Origin of the sequence: Gordonia mangrovi (genome assembly GCF_024734075.1) — a bacterium.
Lineage (GTDB): Bacteria > Actinomycetota > Actinomycetes > Mycobacteriales > Mycobacteriaceae > Gordonia > Gordonia mangrovi.
In genome coordinates, this window is record NZ_CP102850.1 from 5,019,959 (window position 1) to 5,037,601 (window position 17,643).

The 17,643-nt window shown below is 67.5% G+C and carries 12 protein-coding genes; 7 read left to right on the forward strand and 5 right to left on the reverse strand.

Features of this window, described 5'->3' with window-relative positions; genetic code table 11:
• Positions 1-7 precede the first annotated feature (7 nt).
• Together NWF22_RS22750 and fadD5 are read left to right on the forward strand one after the other, a co-directional pair.
• On the forward strand, positions 8-1,423 hold the full coding sequence (locus tag NWF22_RS22750) for an aldehyde dehydrogenase family protein (RefSeq protein WP_160902263.1): 1,416 nt from the start codon (positions 8-10) through the stop codon (positions 1,421-1,423).
• A 138-nt stretch (positions 1,424-1,561) separates the two neighbouring features.
• Positions 1,562-3,172 carry a fatty-acid--CoA ligase FadD5 gene (fadD5, locus tag NWF22_RS22755; protein ID WP_160902262.1) on the forward strand — a complete coding sequence of 537 codons (1,611 nt, stop codon included), beginning with the start codon at positions 1,562-1,564 and terminating at the stop codon, positions 3,170-3,172.
• 100 nt (positions 3,173-3,272) lie between these two features.
• Here the strand turns inward: fadD5 and NWF22_RS22760 are convergent, their stop codons facing one another.
• A complete protein-coding gene (locus tag NWF22_RS22760) occupies positions 3,273-4,124 on the reverse strand; it encodes a 3-hydroxybutyryl-CoA dehydrogenase (RefSeq protein ID WP_160902261.1) in 852 nt (283 codons plus the stop codon).
• 420 nt (positions 4,125-4,544) lie between these two features.
• Here NWF22_RS22760 and NWF22_RS22765 point away from each other — a divergent pair, with 420 nt between their 5' ends.
• Complete coding sequence (locus tag NWF22_RS22765; RefSeq protein ID WP_160902260.1) at positions 4,545-10,037, forward strand: ATP-binding protein; 5,493 nt, start codon at positions 4,545-4,547, stop codon at positions 10,035-10,037.
• 218 nt (positions 10,038-10,255) lie between these two features.
• A complete protein-coding gene (locus tag NWF22_RS22770; protein ID WP_160902259.1) occupies positions 10,256-11,008 on the forward strand; it encodes a DUF4386 domain-containing protein in 753 nt (250 codons plus the stop codon).
• A 75-nt stretch (positions 11,009-11,083) separates the two neighbouring features.
• On the opposite strand, the gene NWF22_RS22775 is transcribed toward NWF22_RS22770, so the two are convergent.
• Positions 11,084-11,791 (reverse strand): hypothetical protein, encoded by a 708-nt coding sequence (locus tag NWF22_RS22775; RefSeq protein ID WP_160902258.1) that lies wholly within the window; start codon positions 11,789-11,791, stop codon positions 11,084-11,086.
• 162 nt (positions 11,792-11,953) lie between these two features.
• Between NWF22_RS22775 and NWF22_RS22780 the strand changes: the two genes are divergently transcribed.
• The gene (locus tag NWF22_RS22780; protein ID WP_160902257.1) at positions 11,954-12,295 is read left to right on the forward strand and encodes an ArsR/SmtB family transcription factor; all 342 of its coding nucleotides are present in this window, start codon (positions 11,954-11,956) and stop codon (positions 12,293-12,295) included.
• A gap of 3 nt (positions 12,296-12,298) precedes the next feature.
• Positions 12,299-12,784, forward strand: a complete 486-nt coding sequence (locus tag NWF22_RS22785) for an SRPBCC family protein (RefSeq protein ID WP_160902256.1) — start codon at positions 12,299-12,301, stop codon at positions 12,782-12,784.
• 9 nt (positions 12,785-12,793) lie between these two features.
• On the opposite strand, the gene NWF22_RS22790 is transcribed toward NWF22_RS22785, so the two are convergent.
• A complete protein-coding gene (locus NWF22_RS22790) occupies positions 12,794-13,789 on the reverse strand; it encodes a MerR family transcriptional regulator (RefSeq protein WP_160902255.1) in 996 nt (331 codons plus the stop codon).
• A 9-nt stretch (positions 13,790-13,798) separates the two neighbouring features.
• Positions 13,799-14,464 carry a HEAT repeat domain-containing protein gene (locus NWF22_RS22795; protein ID WP_160902772.1) on the reverse strand — a complete coding sequence of 222 codons (666 nt, stop codon included), beginning with the start codon at positions 14,462-14,464 and terminating at the stop codon, positions 13,799-13,801.
• Between the two features lie 130 nt (positions 14,465-14,594).
• Here NWF22_RS22795 and NWF22_RS22800 point away from each other — a divergent pair, with 130 nt between their 5' ends.
• Positions 14,595-15,989: an NAD(P)-binding protein gene (locus tag NWF22_RS22800; protein ID WP_258321250.1), complete on the forward strand. Its 1,395-nt coding sequence runs from the start codon at positions 14,595-14,597 to the stop codon at positions 15,987-15,989.
• 25 nt (positions 15,990-16,014) lie between these two features.
• Here NWF22_RS22800 and NWF22_RS22805 read toward each other — a convergent pair whose 3' ends face one another.
• A complete protein-coding gene (locus tag NWF22_RS22805; RefSeq protein WP_373691966.1) occupies positions 16,015-17,529 on the reverse strand; it encodes a phospholipase D-like domain-containing protein in 1,515 nt (504 codons plus the stop codon).
• Positions 17,530-17,643: the final 114 nt, after the last annotated feature.

A 17,643-nucleotide genomic window follows, 5' to 3' on the forward strand; every position in this document is an offset into this window, starting at 1 on the left:
GAACCACATGCGGACACACAAGGACCACTACATCAACGGCCAATGGGTTCCCGCGACGGGAAGTTCGCTGCTGCCGGTGACCAACCCCGCGACCGACGAGATCATCGCCGAGGTCGCGGTCGGCTCCGCCGACGACGTCGACCGTGCCGTCGCCGCCGCACGTGCGGCATTCGACGGCTGGGCGGCCACGCCGGTGTCCGAACGCGCCCGTTACCTCGGTGCCATCGCACAGGGACTCACCGAGCGGGCCGACGAACTGGCAAAAGTGATCTCCAGCGAGATGGGCTCACCCCTCTCCTTCGCTCGGGCCGCTCAGGTTCCGTTGCCGATCAACAGCTTTGCCCAATCGGCCACGATCGTCACCGAGTTCGACTTTGAACAGAGCTACCGGGGTTCGACGATCGTCCGCGAACCCTACGGCGTCATCGGCGCGATCACTCCGTGGAACTACCCGCTGCATCAGATCGCCCTGAAAGCCGCCTACGGCATGGCCGCGGGCAACACCGTCGTCGTGAAACCGAGTGAGAACACTCCGCTCAACGCGATCATTCTCGCCGAGATCGTCGAGGCGGCCGGGCTTCCGGCCGGTGTCTTCAACGTCGTGTTCGGCACCGGACCCGAGGTGGGGGAGGCGATCGCATCTCATCCCGACGTCGACCTGGTGAGCTTCACCGGATCCACCCGCGCCGGACGGCGGGTCAGCGAACTGGCATCGGGGACCGTGAAGCGGGTGTCCCTCGAACTCGGCGGCAAGAGCCCCAACATCCTGCTCGACGATGCCGACCTGAACGCCGCGGTGCCGGCCGCCGTGCAGGCGGCGATGATCAACTCCGGCCAGACGTGTTCGGCGTTGACCCGCCTGCTGGTGCCTCGCGCCAAGCTGGCCGAGGTCGAGGGCATCGCCAAGGCGGTCACCGAATCGATCGCGGTGGGTGACCCGACGGACGAGACCACCGTCCTGGGCCCGTTGTCCTCGCGCACCCAGCAGGAACGCGTACTCGGTTACATCCGTAAGGGTATCGACGAGGGCGCCCGGGTGGTGACCGGCGGCCAGACCGAACCCGCGGAGGCCGGGGGTGCCTACGTGCAGCCGACGGTGTTCTCCGATGTCACACCGGAGATGACGATCCACCGCGAGGAGATCTTCGGCCCGGTATTGGCGATCGAGCCATACGACACCGAGGAGGAGGCCGTCGCGATCGCCAACGACACGATCTACGGACTGGCCGGTGGGGTGTGGTCGGGCTCGACGGAGCGCGCCCAGCAGGTCGCGCGCAAGATCCGCGCCGGCCAGATCGCCGTCAACGACGCCGGGATGAATCTCGACGCGCCGTTCGGCGGATACAAGCAGTCCGGAATCGGCCGCGAGGCAGGCCAATTCGGGCTTGAAGAGTTCTTGGAAGTGAAGTCGATCCAAGGCTGACGACCATGGGGCATCGGGCGCCCGGCGAATCGCCGATTCGCCCTCGGAACACCGGCAGCGCGACCTACTGTGTGGTCGAGGCCACAATTCCGGGGCGCCCGATGGCCCCACACTTTCACGACAGGGGAACAGACGAGGATGACTGCCACCGCCAGCGGACAGACCAGCGAACTCACCACCGAACCGATGCGTTCACGGCGCAACCATTGGAACAACCAGATCCGCCGACACTCGTTCATGGTGCCCGATCAGGTCGCGGTGAAGTACCTCGACCGGGCGACCACGTGGCGGCAACTCGAGGAACGGACCCACGCCTTTGCGGCTGCCCTGCACCGGCGCGGCGTCCGATTCGGGGATCGCGTGCTGATGGCGATGTTGAATCGCACCGAATACATCGAGGCCGTCCTCGGGGCCAATCTCATCGGCGCCATCCCGGTCCCGGTGAACATCCGGATGAGCCCGGCCGAGGTCGCGTTCCTGCTCACCGACAGCGGTTCGAAGGTGGTGGTGACCGAAGCGCTCCTCGCGCCACTGATGGATGCGGCCGTCGCGTCCACCGGCGGAGTCGAGGCCACCATCGTGGTCGATCGGCCTGCTGACTCCGGCCACCTCGACTATGCGGAACTACTGACCGAGGATCCCTCCGATCTGCCGGAGATCGATGTCCCCGAGGACACCGTCGCGCTCATCATGTACACCTCGGGCACGACGGGTAAACCCAAGGGCGCCATGCTGACCCACCAGAATCTGCAGGCCCAGGCGATGACGGTCATCGCCACCTCCGGCGAGGGGGACGAGAACGACGTCGCCTCGGTGGTACCGCCGATCTTCCACATTGCCGGGGTCGCGGCCTTCGCTCCGATGTTCTACCGCGGGGTGCGATCGGTGATCCACCCGCTGGGCGCCTTCGACCCCGACGACATGCTCGACACCCTCGAACGCGAGGGCACGACATCGGTGTTCATGGTGCCCGCCCAATGGCAGGCGGTGTGCGCCGCACAGCAGGCCCGGCCGCGTGACCTGAAGCTGCGGACCATCAGCTGGGGTGCGGCTCCCGCATCCGACACCGTCCTGAACGCGATGAACGAGAACTTCCCGCAGGCGATGAACATGACCGCCTTCGGCCAGACGGAGATGTCGCCGATCACCTGCATCCTCGAAGGCAAGGACGCGCTGCGCAAGATCGGGTCGGTCGGCAAGGTGGTGCCGGCGGTGACCGCACGCATCGTCGATCCGATGATGAACGACGTGAAGCGCGGCGAGGTCGGCGAGATCGTCTATCGCGGGCCGAACATGATGAAGGGCTACTGGCAGAACCCGCAGGGCACCGCGGATGCCTTCCGCGGTGGGTGGTTTCACTCCGGTGACCTGGTCCGTGAGGACGAAGAGGGCTTCCTCTATGTCGTCGACCGTGCCAAGGACATGATCATCTCCGGTGGCGAGAACGTTTACTGCGCCGAGGTGGAGAACGTGCTGTTCTCCCATCCCAAGATCACCGAGGCCGCGGTGATCGGGCGGGCCCACGACAAGTGGGGCGAGGTGCCGGTCGCGGTCGTCGTGCTCGCCGAGGGCGTCGAGGACCTGACCCTCGACGAACTCTCGCCCCACCTCGACGAGAACCTGGCCCGCTTCAAGCAGCCCAAGGATCTGGTCATCATCGACGAACTGCCCCGTAACGCCGGCGGCAAGGTGGTCAAGCCCAAGCTCCGCGATGCCTTCGGCAGCAAGGACGAAGGCCTCGCGCACTGAGCGGGATAACGTTGCGGCGCCGACCCTTCGTGACGGCCTCCTCAGGGATCAGCGGACCGATCCATGAGGAGCGAGCATCCTCACTGTCACGAAGGGCGGTCTATCCCGAGTAGTCGTAGAAGCCCTTGCCGCTCTTCTTGCCGAGGTAGCCGGCCTCCACCATGCGCCGCAACAGCGGCGGCGGCGCGAGGTGCGGCTCGCGGAACTCCTGGTACAGCGACTCGATCACATCCAGGATCACGTCGAGGCCGATGGTGTCGGTCAGGGTCAACGGCCCCATCGGGTGGGCACAACCGTTGATCATGCCGGTGTCGATGTCCTCCTTGGACGCGTAGCCGCTCTCGTACATGCGGATTGCGCTCACCAGGTAGGGGACGAGCAGGGCGTTGACGACGAAGCCGCCGCGGTCACCGGCCTGGATGGTCTTCTTGCCGAGGTGGTCGCGGGCGTAGGCGGTGACCGTCTCGATGGCCTCCGGTGAACTCGCGAGACTGCTGATGATCTCCACCAGCGGCATCACCGGCACCGGGTTGAAGAAGTGGACACCGACGACCCGGGACGGATCGGCGACATCCTTGGCGACCCGGATGATCGGGATCGACGACGTGTTGGTCGCCAGAATCGCCTCGGGTGCGGTCACCTTGTCGAGTTCGGCGAAGAACCCGACCTTGAGCGACTCGATCTCCGGCAGGGCTTCGATGACGAGTTCGCGATCTCCGAAGTCCGCGATCGCAGTGGTGACCCGCAGCCGATCCAGTCCCTGCTGCGCGTCGTCTTCGGTGATCTTGGCCTTCGCCACACCGCGTGCGAGCGACTTGTCGATGCGCTGACGGGCGGCGTCGGCCGCGGCGTCGTCACGTTCGAGGACGAGGACGTCATCGCCGGCGCGGATCGCGACCTCGGCGATCCCGGCACCCATGGTGCCGCCGCCGACCACTCCCAGCTGTGTCATGCATTCACTCCAGATCTCGAGGATGGGTCGTGGCCAGAATAGACGGGTGCGTGGGACGTGCCGACCGGCGATCGCTCAGGCCACCGACCAAAAATGTGAGCAATCCCTCATCTTTCTCGTGAATCGGGCAAGCCGCCCCACCACCCGAACCCGGATCGGCGCCGTTGCAGGCCCGCTACCGGCGCGAGAGGGAGACCAAGGCACACCGCCGGGCAGGAATGTCGGGGAGCCGAGCCACGCGGAGTTGGCGAACGTACTCGCGCGTAGGGAAACGATTCGCAACAATCGAGCGGAGTCCGTCGCCGACGTACCCGAATCGTCGGCCGGTGCCACCCGACCTGGTAATCGTCACGACCCGCTCGGCGGGGAGCGCGACACCGCGCGGACCGACCGACAGGACCACACAGAAGGGAGTCGGCGATGTTCACTCGCATTGCCATCGTGAACCGGGGTGAGGCCGCGATGCGGCTCATCCACGCCGTGCGCGGCCTGTCCGCGGAGACCGGGCAGCCGATCGAGGTGATCGCCCTGCACACCGACGTCGACCGCAACGCCTCATTCGTGCGGGCCGCCGACGTCACCTATGACCTGGGCCCGGCCGCGTCACGCCCCTACCTCAATCTGAAGGTGCTCGAGCGTGCCCTGCTGGAGACCGGCGCCGAGGCGGCGTGGGTCGGCTGGGGCTTCGTCGCCGAGGATCCGCTGTTCGCCGAACTGTGCGAACGCATCGGGGTCACCTTCGTCGGGCCGTCCGCCGAGGCGATGCGCAAGCTCGGCGACAAGATCGGCGCCAAGCTGATCGCCGAGGAGGTCGGCGTGCCGGTGGCCGCCTGGAGCCGCGGCGGTGTGGACACCCTCGAGGACGCGGTGACCGCAGCAGCCGAGATCGGCTATCCGTTGATGCTGAAGGCGACCGCCGGTGGTGGCGGTCGAGGGATCCGCAAGGTCACCAACGACGGCGATCTGCGCGACGCCTACACCCGTACCCGCGACGAAGCCGAACGAGCCTTCGGCAGCGGCGTGGTGTTCCTGGAACGCCTCGTCACCGGTGCCCGCCACGTCGAGGTGCAGGTGATCGCCGACGGGCAGGGCACCGCCTGGGCGTTGGGCGTGCGCGACTGCTCGGTCCAGCGGCGCAACCAGAAGATCATCGAGGAATCGGCGAGCCCCGTGCTGCCCGCCGACCAGGTCGCCAATCTCAAGGCATCGGCCGAGCGTCTGGCCGTCGCCGTGGGCTATCGGGGCGCGGCCACTGTGGAGTTCCTCTATCACCCGGGCGAGAACCTGCTGGCCTTCCTCGAGGTGAACACCCGGCTGCAGGTCGAGCACCCGATCACCGAGACCACGACCGGATTCGATCTGGTCCGTGCCCAGCTGCACGTCGCCTCCGGCGGCCGACTCGAGGGCGAGCCGCCTGTCGAACGCGGCCACGCGATCGAGGCGCGACTCAACGCCGAGGATCCCGACCGCGACTTCGCGCCGGCCCCGGGCCGCATCGCGATGCTGGAACTGCCGGCCGGACCCGGTATCCGTGTCGACACCGGCGTCAGCGAGGGCGACACCATCCCGGCGGACTTCGACTCGATGATCGCCAAGATCATCGCCTACGGACGCGACCGCGACGAGGCGCTCGGCCGGTTGCGCCGCGCCATGCGCGAGACCCGCGTCATCATCGCCGGCGGCGCCACCAACAAGAGTTTCGTCCTCGAGCTGCTCAGCCGGCCCGAGGTCATCGACGGCAGCGCCGACACCGGCTGGATCGACCGGGTCCGCGCCGAGGGCGGCCTGGTGGCCAACCGGCACTCGGCCATCGCGCTCGCGGCCGCGGCCATCGACGCCTACGAGGAAGAGGAACTCGTCGAGCGGCAGCGACTGCTGTCCACGGCGTCCGGTGGACGCCCACAGGTGCAGCACGACAGCGGACGGCCGCTCGACCTCAAGCTGCGGGGCGTCGGCTACCGGGTACGCGTCGCCCGCATCGGCGCACACCGCTTCCGGGTCGCGATCGAGGCCGGAGCCGAGACCCACACCGCCGACGTCGATCTGGAGCGCTTCGACGACCACACCGCGCAGATGGTCGTCAACCACGTCCGCTACCGCCTGGTCACCGATACCCACGGCCCGATTCACCTGGTCGACGTCGACGGCGTCACCCATCGGGTGAGCCGTGACGAAGGCGGCGTCCTGCGCTCACCGGCTCCGGCGCTGGTGGTGGCGACACCACTGGAGGTGGGCGCCGAGGTCGAGGCCGGCGCGCCAGTCCTGGTGCTGGAGAGCATGAAGATGGAGACGGTGCTGCGGGCCCCGGTGCGCTCCCGGCTCAAGGAGTCGATGGTGTCGGTGGGAACCCAGGTCGAGACCGGCGCGACCCTGCTGCGGCTGGAGCCGCTCGCCGACGATGACGACGCCGAGGCGGCCGAGGAGACCACCGAGTCCGTCGACCTGGAACTGCCCGAGCAGCGGACCGACGTCCAGGCCCACGAGCGCACCACACGTACCCAGGAAGATCTGCGCAGCCAACTGCTGGGCTTCGACGTGGATCCGCACGACCGGTCGCGTCTGCTCAACGACTATCTCGCCGTCCGGCACGACGCGCTGGAGAGCGGCCGCCGCCCGCTGGCCGACGAGCTGGAGCTCATCACCGTGTTCGCCGACCTCGCCGAGCTGAGTCAGAATCGTCCGTCGGGCGAACTGCTCGGGGTCGAGCACGTGCACAGCGCGCGCGAGAACTTCCACACCTATCTGCAGAGCCTCGACGTCGAACGTGACGGTCTGCCCGAGACCTTCCACGCCCAACTCGGCCGGGCGCTCGGCCACTACGGCGTGCCCGACCTCGATCACAGCCCGGAGCTGGAGGCGGCGGTCTTCCGGATCTTCCTCGCGCTGCAGAAGCCGGCCGACTCGGTCACCGTGATCACCACGTTGCTCAGGGAATGGCTGCGGGAACCGACACCGCGCGACGAACTGCAGGATGCCGTCGGCAGCGCACTGGACCGTCTGGTCGCGGCGACGCAGGTCCGTTTCCCGGCCGTCGCCGATCTGGCCCGCGGCGTCATCTACTCCTGGTACGGCCAGCCGCTGCTGCGGCGCGACCGGGCGCGCGTCTACAACAACGTGCGCAAGCAGCTCCGTTACCTCGACGAGAACCCGGCCGCGGCCGACCGCGCCGAGCGCATCGCCGAGATGGTCCGCAGCACCGAGCCGCTGGTCCGACTGCTCGGCCAGCGCATCGTGCGGGGCAACCTCGACAACTCGGTGATGCTGGAAGTTCTCACGCGTCGCTACTACGGCAACAAGGGGTTGCGCGACATCCGTATCCAGCCGTCCGGCGGGGCGAGCTTCGTGGTCGCCGAGCGGCAGGGCGCGAACCTGGTGTCGGCAGCGGTGGGCTTTGATGAATTGCCCGCCACGATGGGTGGTCTGGCCGACCTCGCCCGCGACGCCGCATCCGTCGATGCCGACATCTACCTCAGCTGGGAGCAGCAGCCCGACGACTTCGATGCGATGGCGGGTACGCTGCACGAGATCATCTCGGCGACATCGATGCCGCCCCAGGTGCACCGGATCACGGTGACCGTCGCGGGCAGTGGCGACGCGCGGATGCACAACCACTTCACATTCCGTCCGTCGGCGACCGGGATGTCCGAGGAGCGGCTCATCCGCGGACTGCACCCCTACATCGCGCAGCGCATGCAGATGGAGCGCTTGCGCAAATTCGACCTCACCCAGCTGCCGTCCTCCGACGACGAAGAGGTCTACCTGTTCCGGTGTGTCGCCAAGGAGAACCCGTCCGACGAACGGCTCATCGCCTTCGCCCAGGTGCGCGACCTCACCGCCATGCGTGAGCACGACGGGCGCCTATTGACCCTGCCGACCGCGGAGACCACGCTGGCCTCCTGCGTCGACTCGATCCGGCGTGCGCAGCGTGGGTCGCGTCAGTCGTCGTCCACCAACCGCATCATCATGTACGTGTGGCCGCCGATCGACGCGGTCGACGACGACCTGAACACGATCGCCGACTACTTCCGCGGTTCCGCGACCGGCGTCGGCCTCGAAGAGGTGCTGCTGATCGCGCGGCGGCGCGATCGCGAGACCGGCGAGTTGTCCAAGGTCGCCGTGCGCTTCTCCGTCAATGCAACCGGTGGTTTCGACGTGTCGGTCGGGGAGCCGAACGACGAGCCGATCGAGCCCGTCGACGAGTACCGGCAGAAGGTGCTGCGGGCCGCCAAGCGCAACACCGTCTACCCGTACGAACTGGCCGGACTGCTCGGCGACTTCGCCGAGTACGACCTCGACGCCGAGCAGCGACTGGTCCCGGTGGACCGGCCACGTGGCCGCAACGCGTCCGCGATGGTGGCCGGTGTGATCACCACGGCGACGGAGAAACATCCCGACGGCGTCACCCGGGTGGTGCTGCTCGGCGATCCGACCAAATCGCTGGGCGCGCTCTCCGAGCCCGAGTGTGCACGGGTGATCGCCGCGCTCGACCTCGCCGAGCAGATGCAGGTACCGCTCGAGTGGTACGCGTTGTCCTCGGGTGCCCGCATCTCCATGGACTCCGGCACCGAGAACATGGACTGGGTGGCACGGGCGCTCAAGCGGGTCGTCGAGTACACCCAAGCGGGCGGCGAGATCAACATCGTCGTCGCCGGCATCAACGTGGGCGCACAGCCCTACTGGAATGCCGAGGCGACGATGCTCATGCACACCAAGGGTGTCCTGGTGATGACCCCGGACTCGGCGATGGTGCTGACCGGCAAGCAGTCGCTCGACTTCTCCGGCGGTGTCTCGGCCGAGGACAACTTCGGTATCGGCGGCTACGACCGCGTGATGGGACCCAACGGCCAGGCCCAGTACTGGGCACCGAACCTCGGTGCGGCCCGCGACGTCCTGATGTCGCACTACGACCACACCTATGTGGCGCCCGGTGAGCAGTCGCCGCGACGGGCGGTGACCACTGACCCCAGCGACCGCGACATCTCCGACTTCCCGCATGTGTTGGCGGGTAGCGACTTCACCACTGTCGGCCAGATCTTCTCGGCCGAGAGCAACCCGGATCGCAAGAAGCCCTTCGACATCCGCACGGTGATGCGTGCGGTTGCCGATCAGGATCATCCGGTGCTCGAGCGCTGGGCGGGCATGGCCGACGCGGAGACCGCGGTCGTGTGCGATGTCCACCTGGGCGGTATCCCGGTGTGCCTGTTGGGTATCGAGTCGCGCGAGGTCCAGCGACGCGGCTACAAGCCCACCGACGGACCGGACACCTACACCGCGGGCACGCTGTTCCCGCAGTCGTCGAAGAAGGCGGCGCGTGCGATCAACGTGGCCAGCGGTAACCGCCCGCTGGTGGTGCTGGCCAACCTGTCCGGCTTCGACGGTTCACCCGAGTCGATGCGCAAACTGCAGCTGGAGTACGGCGCCGAGATCGGCCGCGCGATCGTCAACTTCCGTGGCCCGATCGTGTTCTGCGTCATCTCGCGCTACCACGGCGGCGCGTTCGTGGTGTTCTCGAAGGCACTGAACCCGAACATGACGGTGCTCGCGATCGATGGGTCGTTCGCGTCGGTGCTCGGTGGCGCCCCGGCTGCCGCGGTGGTGTTCGCCGGCGAGGTCGCCAAACGGGTGGCCGCCGATCCTCGGGTCCGCGACCTCGAGGCGCGGTCGGTCGAGGCGACGGGCACCGATCGTTCCGCTCTCAACGCGGAGCTGGCCGACGTCCGTCAGTCGGTCCGGGCGGAGAAGATCAGCGAGATCGCCGCCGAGTTCGACAAGGTGCACAGCATCCGCCGCGCCGTCGAGGTCGGCTCGGTCGACGCGGTGATCCGCGCCGACGAACTGCGCCCGCGCATCATCGGCGCGATCGAGGGCACCTCGAGTTGGTCGGATCGCGGGGCGCACGCCGCCATGTCGTGACGCAACGGCCGAGTGTCGCGAAGGGCCCCAACATAATTCGATAGCTCGCGCGGCCATCGCGCCGCACGACCGGGCCAGGTGCCGGGTCGGAGGATTCCCCTCCGACCCGGCACTTCTGCTTCTCGCCCTTGACGCGCCTTACATAGTAAGTCTAATGTGGTCACCAGACCACCCATACAACGTAAGGCAGATGCTGCCCCCACGATCGGAGTCACCTCATGACCGCACCGAGCACAGCCGACCAGAGCAGTCCCGCACGTTCGGCAGCCCGTTGGGCCGGCCTGGGCTATCTGGCCATCTTCGTGCTGGCCATGTTCGCCAACTTCTTCGTGCTGGAATCCGTGTACGACCTGGAGGACGCGCAGGCGACGCTGGACGGCGTGACCGCCGACGGTGACTTGCTGCGATGGGGGATCATCGCATTCCTTGCCGTGTTCCTGATCGACATCGCCATTGCGTGGTGGTTGTACGTGCTGTTCCGCCCCGTTCGGCGAGACCTGTCCCTGCTGACCGCGTGGGCACGGCTCGTCTACACCGTATTCCTCGGGGTGGGGCTGGTCTTTGCCTTCGCCGCCCTGATGATCGCCGAGGATTCCCCGAGCGAGGGGACAGCAACAGACGTTCAGCTCGCCATGCGCTCGTTCGAGATGACCTGGCTCATCGGGCTGACCGCATTCGGCGTGCACCTGGTCCTGCTGGCCCGCCTGCTGTGGGCAACCAGCGGAGCCCCGCGGTGGCTGGCGGTTGTGCTCGCAGTGGCCGGCGCCGCCTACGTCGCCGACACCGTCGCCCACATCCTGATCGCCGACTACGCGGCGTACGCCGACGTCTTTCTGGCCGTCGTCGCCGTACCCTCGGTGATCGGTGAATTCGGATTGACCGTGTGGCTGCTCCTGATCGGCGCCCAGCGCATCGCGGTTCCGGCCGCACGAGCCGCTGAGCCGGAGCATGTGTCGGCCCTGCGGGATTGACTCTTCGGACCCAGTGCATTCACCCGAGTGATCGCATGGTGAGCGGCGGCCAGGATGAGGCCGCCGCTCACCATGTCACAACTGTTTGGGAAGTGGCGTGCGAGGGCGGCGAGGGAACTCGAAAGACCGGATCGAGGCGTCGATGTTGTGGCCGGACCCATTGCGGCCGCGGACCGACACGGGGTAGAGCCCCTCCCAACCGGGCACCGACCCCGCCTTGACCCGCACGCGTAGGAGCCAGTCGATGCCGTGCGGTTTGTCGGTCACCGATGGGTGGATGTCGGACGGAACCACGAAGTAGAGATTGTCCACGCGGCCACGCCCGGGCGTCACGGTCCGAGCGACACGCGAGCGAAAAATCAGGCGCTCCTTCTGTTTCCACCCGCCGCCGGAGCCCGAATGCACGTTCTTGGGCTCAACGGTTCGGGTGTATTCGCGCCCCTCGAGATGTACGTCGACGCGCACCGCGGTCGCGGGGCCTGCTCCCGTGACAACCGTCAGCCGCGCGTCGTCGCCGATGACGAGATGGCTTCGATCCAGCGTGGTGGTCACATGCTTCAGTCCCCGACGTTGGCGGATACCCACCACGCTCAGCGCGGTGAGCCCGATCACGCCCGACATCAGGACGAGGAGCAGTGGGGGATACAGCCAGAGCGGTCGCCAGTCGTGTTGCGCGCTCTGCCACGCCGCCCAGGCGGTCAGTCCGGCCCCGGCAAGAGTCACCAGCGGCATGGCTTGTCCCGAGTCGACGTCGGACTCCGGCTCGAGAACCGTGGCACTCATCGGCCCGTCCTGAGCTTCGGGTGAGCGGTCGGCTGTCGGCAGCGTGCCATGGTCTCAGGGTTGCAGACTGCGCCGCATGACGTGGACAAATCAATCTCCGACGGAACGAACCGGATACCGAGTAGCGCTTGACATACAACTAATTGGTTGTATGTTTGAGAGGTGACCGACACGGATGAGGACCGGACCGACGCCCTCTTCCACGCGCTGTCCGACCGCACTCGGCGCGACATCATGCGCCGGGTGCTGGCGGGGGAGCATTCGGTCTCGGTGCTGGCGGCGAAGTACGACATGAGTTTCGCCGCAGTGCAGAAGCACGTCGCCGTGCTCGAACGAGCCGGTCTGTTGACCAAACGGCGGAGCGGCCGAGAACAGCTGGCCTCTGGCGACGTGACCGCCGTGCGCGCGGTGTCGGACCTGCTGACCGAGCTCGAACAGGTGTGGCGGGGCCGGATCGCACGGATCGACGAACTCATCGCAACCGAATCACCATCGAAGGACTGAATCATGCCTGTCACCAACGTCTCTCATGATATCGACAGCCGGACACTCACCATCACCGCGAAATTCGACGCTCCGGTGGAACGCATCTGGCAGATCTACGCCGATCCGCGTCAACTGGAGACGATCTGGGGACCGCCGACATACCCGGCGACCTTCGTGGAGCACAGCCTCGAGCCCGGCGCACGTGTCACGTACTACATGACCAGCCCGGAAGGGGAGAAGTTCGCCGGCTACTGGGTGATCCGGACCGTCGACGCACCCACCGAGTTCACCTTCGACGACGGTTTCGCCGACGACGAGTTCAATCCCGTCGAGTCGCTCCCGGTCTCCTACAACGTCTACCGATTCCGGGCGGAGGGCGGCCGCACGGTGGCCACGTACACGAGCACCTATGAGACCGCCGAAGGGCTCCAGAAGGTCCTCGAGATGGGGGTTGTCGAGGGCGCATCCAGTGCGATCAACCAGATCGATGCGCTGCTGGCGGCCTGACGCCGTGCGTCACCGACCGGTCCGGCCATCGAGGATGACCCGTGCGGTGGCCGCGACGGTCCGGTTCGGGGCCGCGGACAGTCTGGCGAGCATCACACCCGCAGCGGGAGAGTCGATCTCGCCGAGCGCCTGGGTGATCCGGACCCGGGACGCGTCGTCGGTAGCCGCGTCGTAGGACTCCTGCACAAGGTCGACGATGTCGGTGGGTTCGTGCACGCTGAGCCGACCGAGAGCTTCAGCCGCCTCGACATCGCGTCGCCCGGCGCCGACCATGGCGATAAGCACGGACAGTCCGGTGGCATCGCCGCGATGCGCCAGCGCGACCGCGGCGCGGTCCTGGACGTCGATGTCGCCATCGCCGAGAGCGCTCCGCAACGGCACCAGGGCTTTCGGGTCCTCGATCCCGGCGATGGCGACCACCGCTCGGCGCCGAATGGCGGCGTCTGCCGCATCCAGACCATCGACCAGCCCGGGCAGTGCCCGAACACCGTGACGCGCCAGCGCCCATCGAAGGGCACCGGCAACATTCACGTCCTGCTCGGCGAGGACCGCGGCCACCAGGTCGTCGACCGCAATGGCGGTGTCGGCGGCCGCGGCGAGCACGGCCTGTTGGCGCCGGGCGCCCGAGTCGGACTCCAGTGCGCGGGCCCGGGTGACGACGTGCACCACGTCCGCCCAATCGGCCGGCGCAGACCGTTGCACGCGCTCCAGCCGGGTGAGCACCGCCTGCTCGGCCGCAATCCGCTCGCGGGTTCGCGACATCACCTCGGTGATCAGCGCGTCCGGGGTGAAATCGGGTTCGGCGAGCGCGTCTTTCACCTCGTCGAGAGTGAGGCCCAACGTGCGCAGACTCTCCACATGGAAGAGTCTGCGCACGTCATCGGCCGAGTACTCCCGATAGCCACCCGAGGTGCGACCGGTGGGGGTGACCAGACCCAGCCGATCGTAGTGACGCAGCATTCGCGCACTGACACCGCAACGCTGCGCGACCTCACCGATCAGCACTATGACACCTCACCGATCAGCACTGTGCCGCTTGCACATCGCACTCACCGACACCCGCCGGGCCGTCTCGAGCGCCAGATCGAAACCCGAGTCGGGATCACGGATGAGGCGTTGGGTGGCCGCGACTTGCGAACGAATGCGGTCGTCCGCAGCGGATGCTGCGGCATCGAGGACCTGCTCACCCGCGTCGCCCAGGGCGACAAACGCCCGGGCCAGACTGAGCTGCAGGTCCTCGTCGCCGCGGCCCAACTCGATCGCGAGTTGCTCGGCGAGACCTCGCCCGGCGGCGGGGTCGACCAACGCCACCGCGGCCCGCCAGGCCGCCCGCGCGACCTCGTCGTCGGTGTCATGGACCAACGGCGCCACTGCCGAGAATGCCTGCCGATCACCGATTTTGGACAAGGTGTGCAGTGCCTGACCACGCGCTTGCGGGTTGTCCGAGGCCAGTTCGTCGACCAGCCTCTCGACGACCGTGCCGGTGGGCAACCGGCACAGCGCCCACGTCATCATGTCGCGGACGAAGAAGTCCGTCTCGACGCCGCACCGCTGCACGACGAGGTCCAGAAAGCGCTCGTCGGTGCTTGTGCCCACGGCGATCGCGGCCTTCAGTCGGGTCGATGCCGCCGCAGCACCGAACGCATGGCGGATCTCGATGTACTGAGCCTGTGTGATCATCACGATCACCTCCTTCACCGACCATGCAACACCTTGTCACAGTGTCAAGGTCAAGCATCGGGTTTCGCGGCTTCGCTCGGCTACGATACAAAGACCATCCTCGCGTCGGACGACAGGGAGGCGAGCCCCGGTGAGCGCAACGATCACCACCGACTATCTCGTCGTCGGGGCTGGGGCGATGGGTATGGCGTTCACCGATGCCCTGGTCGATCACGCCGACGTACACGTGACCCTCGTGGATCGTCGGCATACTGCCGGCGGCCACTGGCTCGACACCTACCCGTTCGTACAGCTGCACCAGGCTTCGGTGTTCTACGGAGTGGCCTCCACTGCGCTGGGAACCGGTGCCATCCAACAAGGAGGACCCGAACGTGGTCTCGGTGAACGGGCTCGGCAACCCGAGATAGTCGCCTATTTCGACGACGTCCTGCGACGTCGACTCGTGGACTCCGGCCGGGTCACCTTCCTGGGGTCCAGCGAGCATCACGTCGAGCACGACACCCATCTGGTGACCTCCCGGGTCTCGGGTCGGACCTGCTCGATCGACGTCCGCCGCCGGGTGGTGGACGCGACGTATTCGGCGCCGACGATCCCGGCGACAACACCGGCCCCGTTCGCCGTCGCCGACGACGTGCCGGTGATACCGGTCGGCGAGCTCGCGACGTTGACCACCGTGCCCGATCACTTCGTCATCGTCGGTTCGGGGAAGACGGCCACCGACGCCATCGTGTGGTTGCTCGGCCACGACGTGGATCCCGACCGCATTGTCTGGGTGCGGCCACGCGAGCCGTGGATGTTGAATCGGTCGGTGGTGCAACCGGATCCCTTGGTCGCACTGCATCTGGCCGCCGACACCATGGTCGCCGCCGCGCAGGCGACCGACGTCGACGACCTGTTTGTGCGTCTCGAGGACGCCGGAGTCATGCTGCGCATCGACCCGGCGGTGACCCCGACGATGGCCAAGGCCCCGACACTCGCCGAATGGGAGTTGGCGCTGCTGCGGACCATCGAGCGAGTGGTCCGGCTCGGCCACATCCGTTCGGTGACCGCGCGCGAGATCGTGCTCGAGCACGGTTCGGTGGCACTGCCACCCGGTTCCGTGGTGGTGCATTGCGCAGCGTCGGGGCTACACTACCCACCACTGGTGCCGATCTTCGGCACCGATCGGATTCGGCTCCAACAGGTCCGGGCCGGGTTCCCCTGTTTCAATGCCGCGCTCGCCGGCTATGTGGCGGCCACCCGCGACGACGACCGCGAGCGCAACCGGCTGTGTCCGCCCAACCGCCTGCCCGACCGCCCGCTCGACTGGATACAGATGCAGGCCCGGGGCAGCGCGGCGACGCGCGTGTTCAACGCCGAGCCCGATATCGCGGCCTGGGCACACGCGTGCGCGCTGAATCCCTCGCGCATCGACCCGTCGGAGCGCGACACCCCGCATGTCCGTGCCGCAACCGCCCGCCTCGCCGAGTGCTCGGCGGCCGGCGTGGACGGTCTGGTCCGGTTGAGCCACGCGGGACCGGTCTGACGAGCACGTCCCGCCACGGCAGTCGTCAACTGCGCGTGCGGTGGGCGTGCCGTGCCTGCCGGCGCAGCGGCGCAGACGCCAGGATGCGATAGCTGCGTTCGAGAATCGCTGAGCGCGTGGCGGTCTCCGGGTCGACCAGATCGTTCTCGGCGAGGGGACTGGCCTCGCCCTCGACCGTGGCGCGGTCGAACTCGCGCAGCGTCTTGCCCGAGCCGCGCAGCGCGTCGATGGCCCCGACCAGTGAGCCCCAGGCTTCGAACTCCGCACGCCACCGATCCGCCGACATGCCCAGGTGCTCGGCCACCAGTCGGTCGCGCACCTCTCGGATCTGCCGGCGATGCTCGTCGCGGAGCGGGTCGTCGGCGGTGACCTCGACGGCCAGATCGCATTCACTGTCCAGACCCAGGGACCGGTTGTTCAGGTTCGACGAACCGACACGCAACAATGCGTCGTCCATCACCAGTACCTTGGCGTGCACGTAGATCGGCTGCCCGCCCTCGGTCACCGGGTAGAACGCCCGGAACCGATCGTGGCGATCAGCGTTCCAGAGCGCGCGCAGCAACCTCTCGCGGGCGCCGTCCATCGCCTTCTGCTCCAGCCAGCCGTCGGCGTTGCGGGGCAATACCACCACGATCTCCGGGCCGTCAGGTTCGCCAAGTCGTTCGATCATCGCGTCGACGAGCGTCCGGGCGGCCAGATACTGGCTCTCGATGTAGAGGTGGCGGCGCGCACTGCGGATCACGGTGAGATACAGCTGTTCGATCTCGCGGACCTCGCTGCGGTCACCCAGCCGAGGCAGAGTGCGGGCCACCGCAACGTCCACCGCGCGCATCGTCGGCTCCAGATCGTCGGGCCAGTGTGTCTCGGTGACGTCGGTGACCGGCTCGAGACTCTCGCCGGTGGCCACCTCCCAGCGGCTGCGGGCAATGGCAGCCACCGCGCGCGCTGCGGCCCCGTCGACCGCGGTGGTCGCGTCGTGCCACGGACTGTAGGTCTTGCCGTTGGGTGTGATCCGGTGACGGTCGTCGTCGGGATGTCCGGAGCGGTCCCACCTGTCGACGGTCATGTCGATTCCGCCGCAGAACGCGATGGTGTCGTCGATGACGACGATCTTCTGATGATGTGCCGCCTTCACCGGGTGCCGGGTGTCGATCTGGAGGTGGACCCGCGGGTGATTCAGCCAGTTCAGGATGAAGATCGGGGTCATCCCGCGGGTGATCGCGGCCAGCGCGCCCACACTCCACTTGAGCAGGTACACGTCCAGATCGGGCTTGTTGTCCGGTAGCCAATTCAGGAAATCGCCCAACTTGTTGGGCCCGTCCAGGGTCGCTCCATCCGGTTCGAGCTCGATGCGGGTGTCGAAATCCCATCCGATCAACATGATGCGCCGACGTGCACCGAGCATCGCCGATTTGGCGAGACGAAAATAGTCGGCGGCGTCGACGATGCAGGCCAACCGATCAGCGTGAGCGACCTCGCAGCAGTTCAGTCCCGGTTCGAACAGCGAAGCATCACCGACCCACTGCACGTCGTCGTTCACGTTCACCTCAGGTGTTGCTCGGCGTCGAGTCCGCCGGCCGGCGCACTCACCTCCCGCAGCCTAGCGAGGGCCGGATCGGAGCGCTGTGCCGGCGCCGGGCTCGGCCGGCGGACC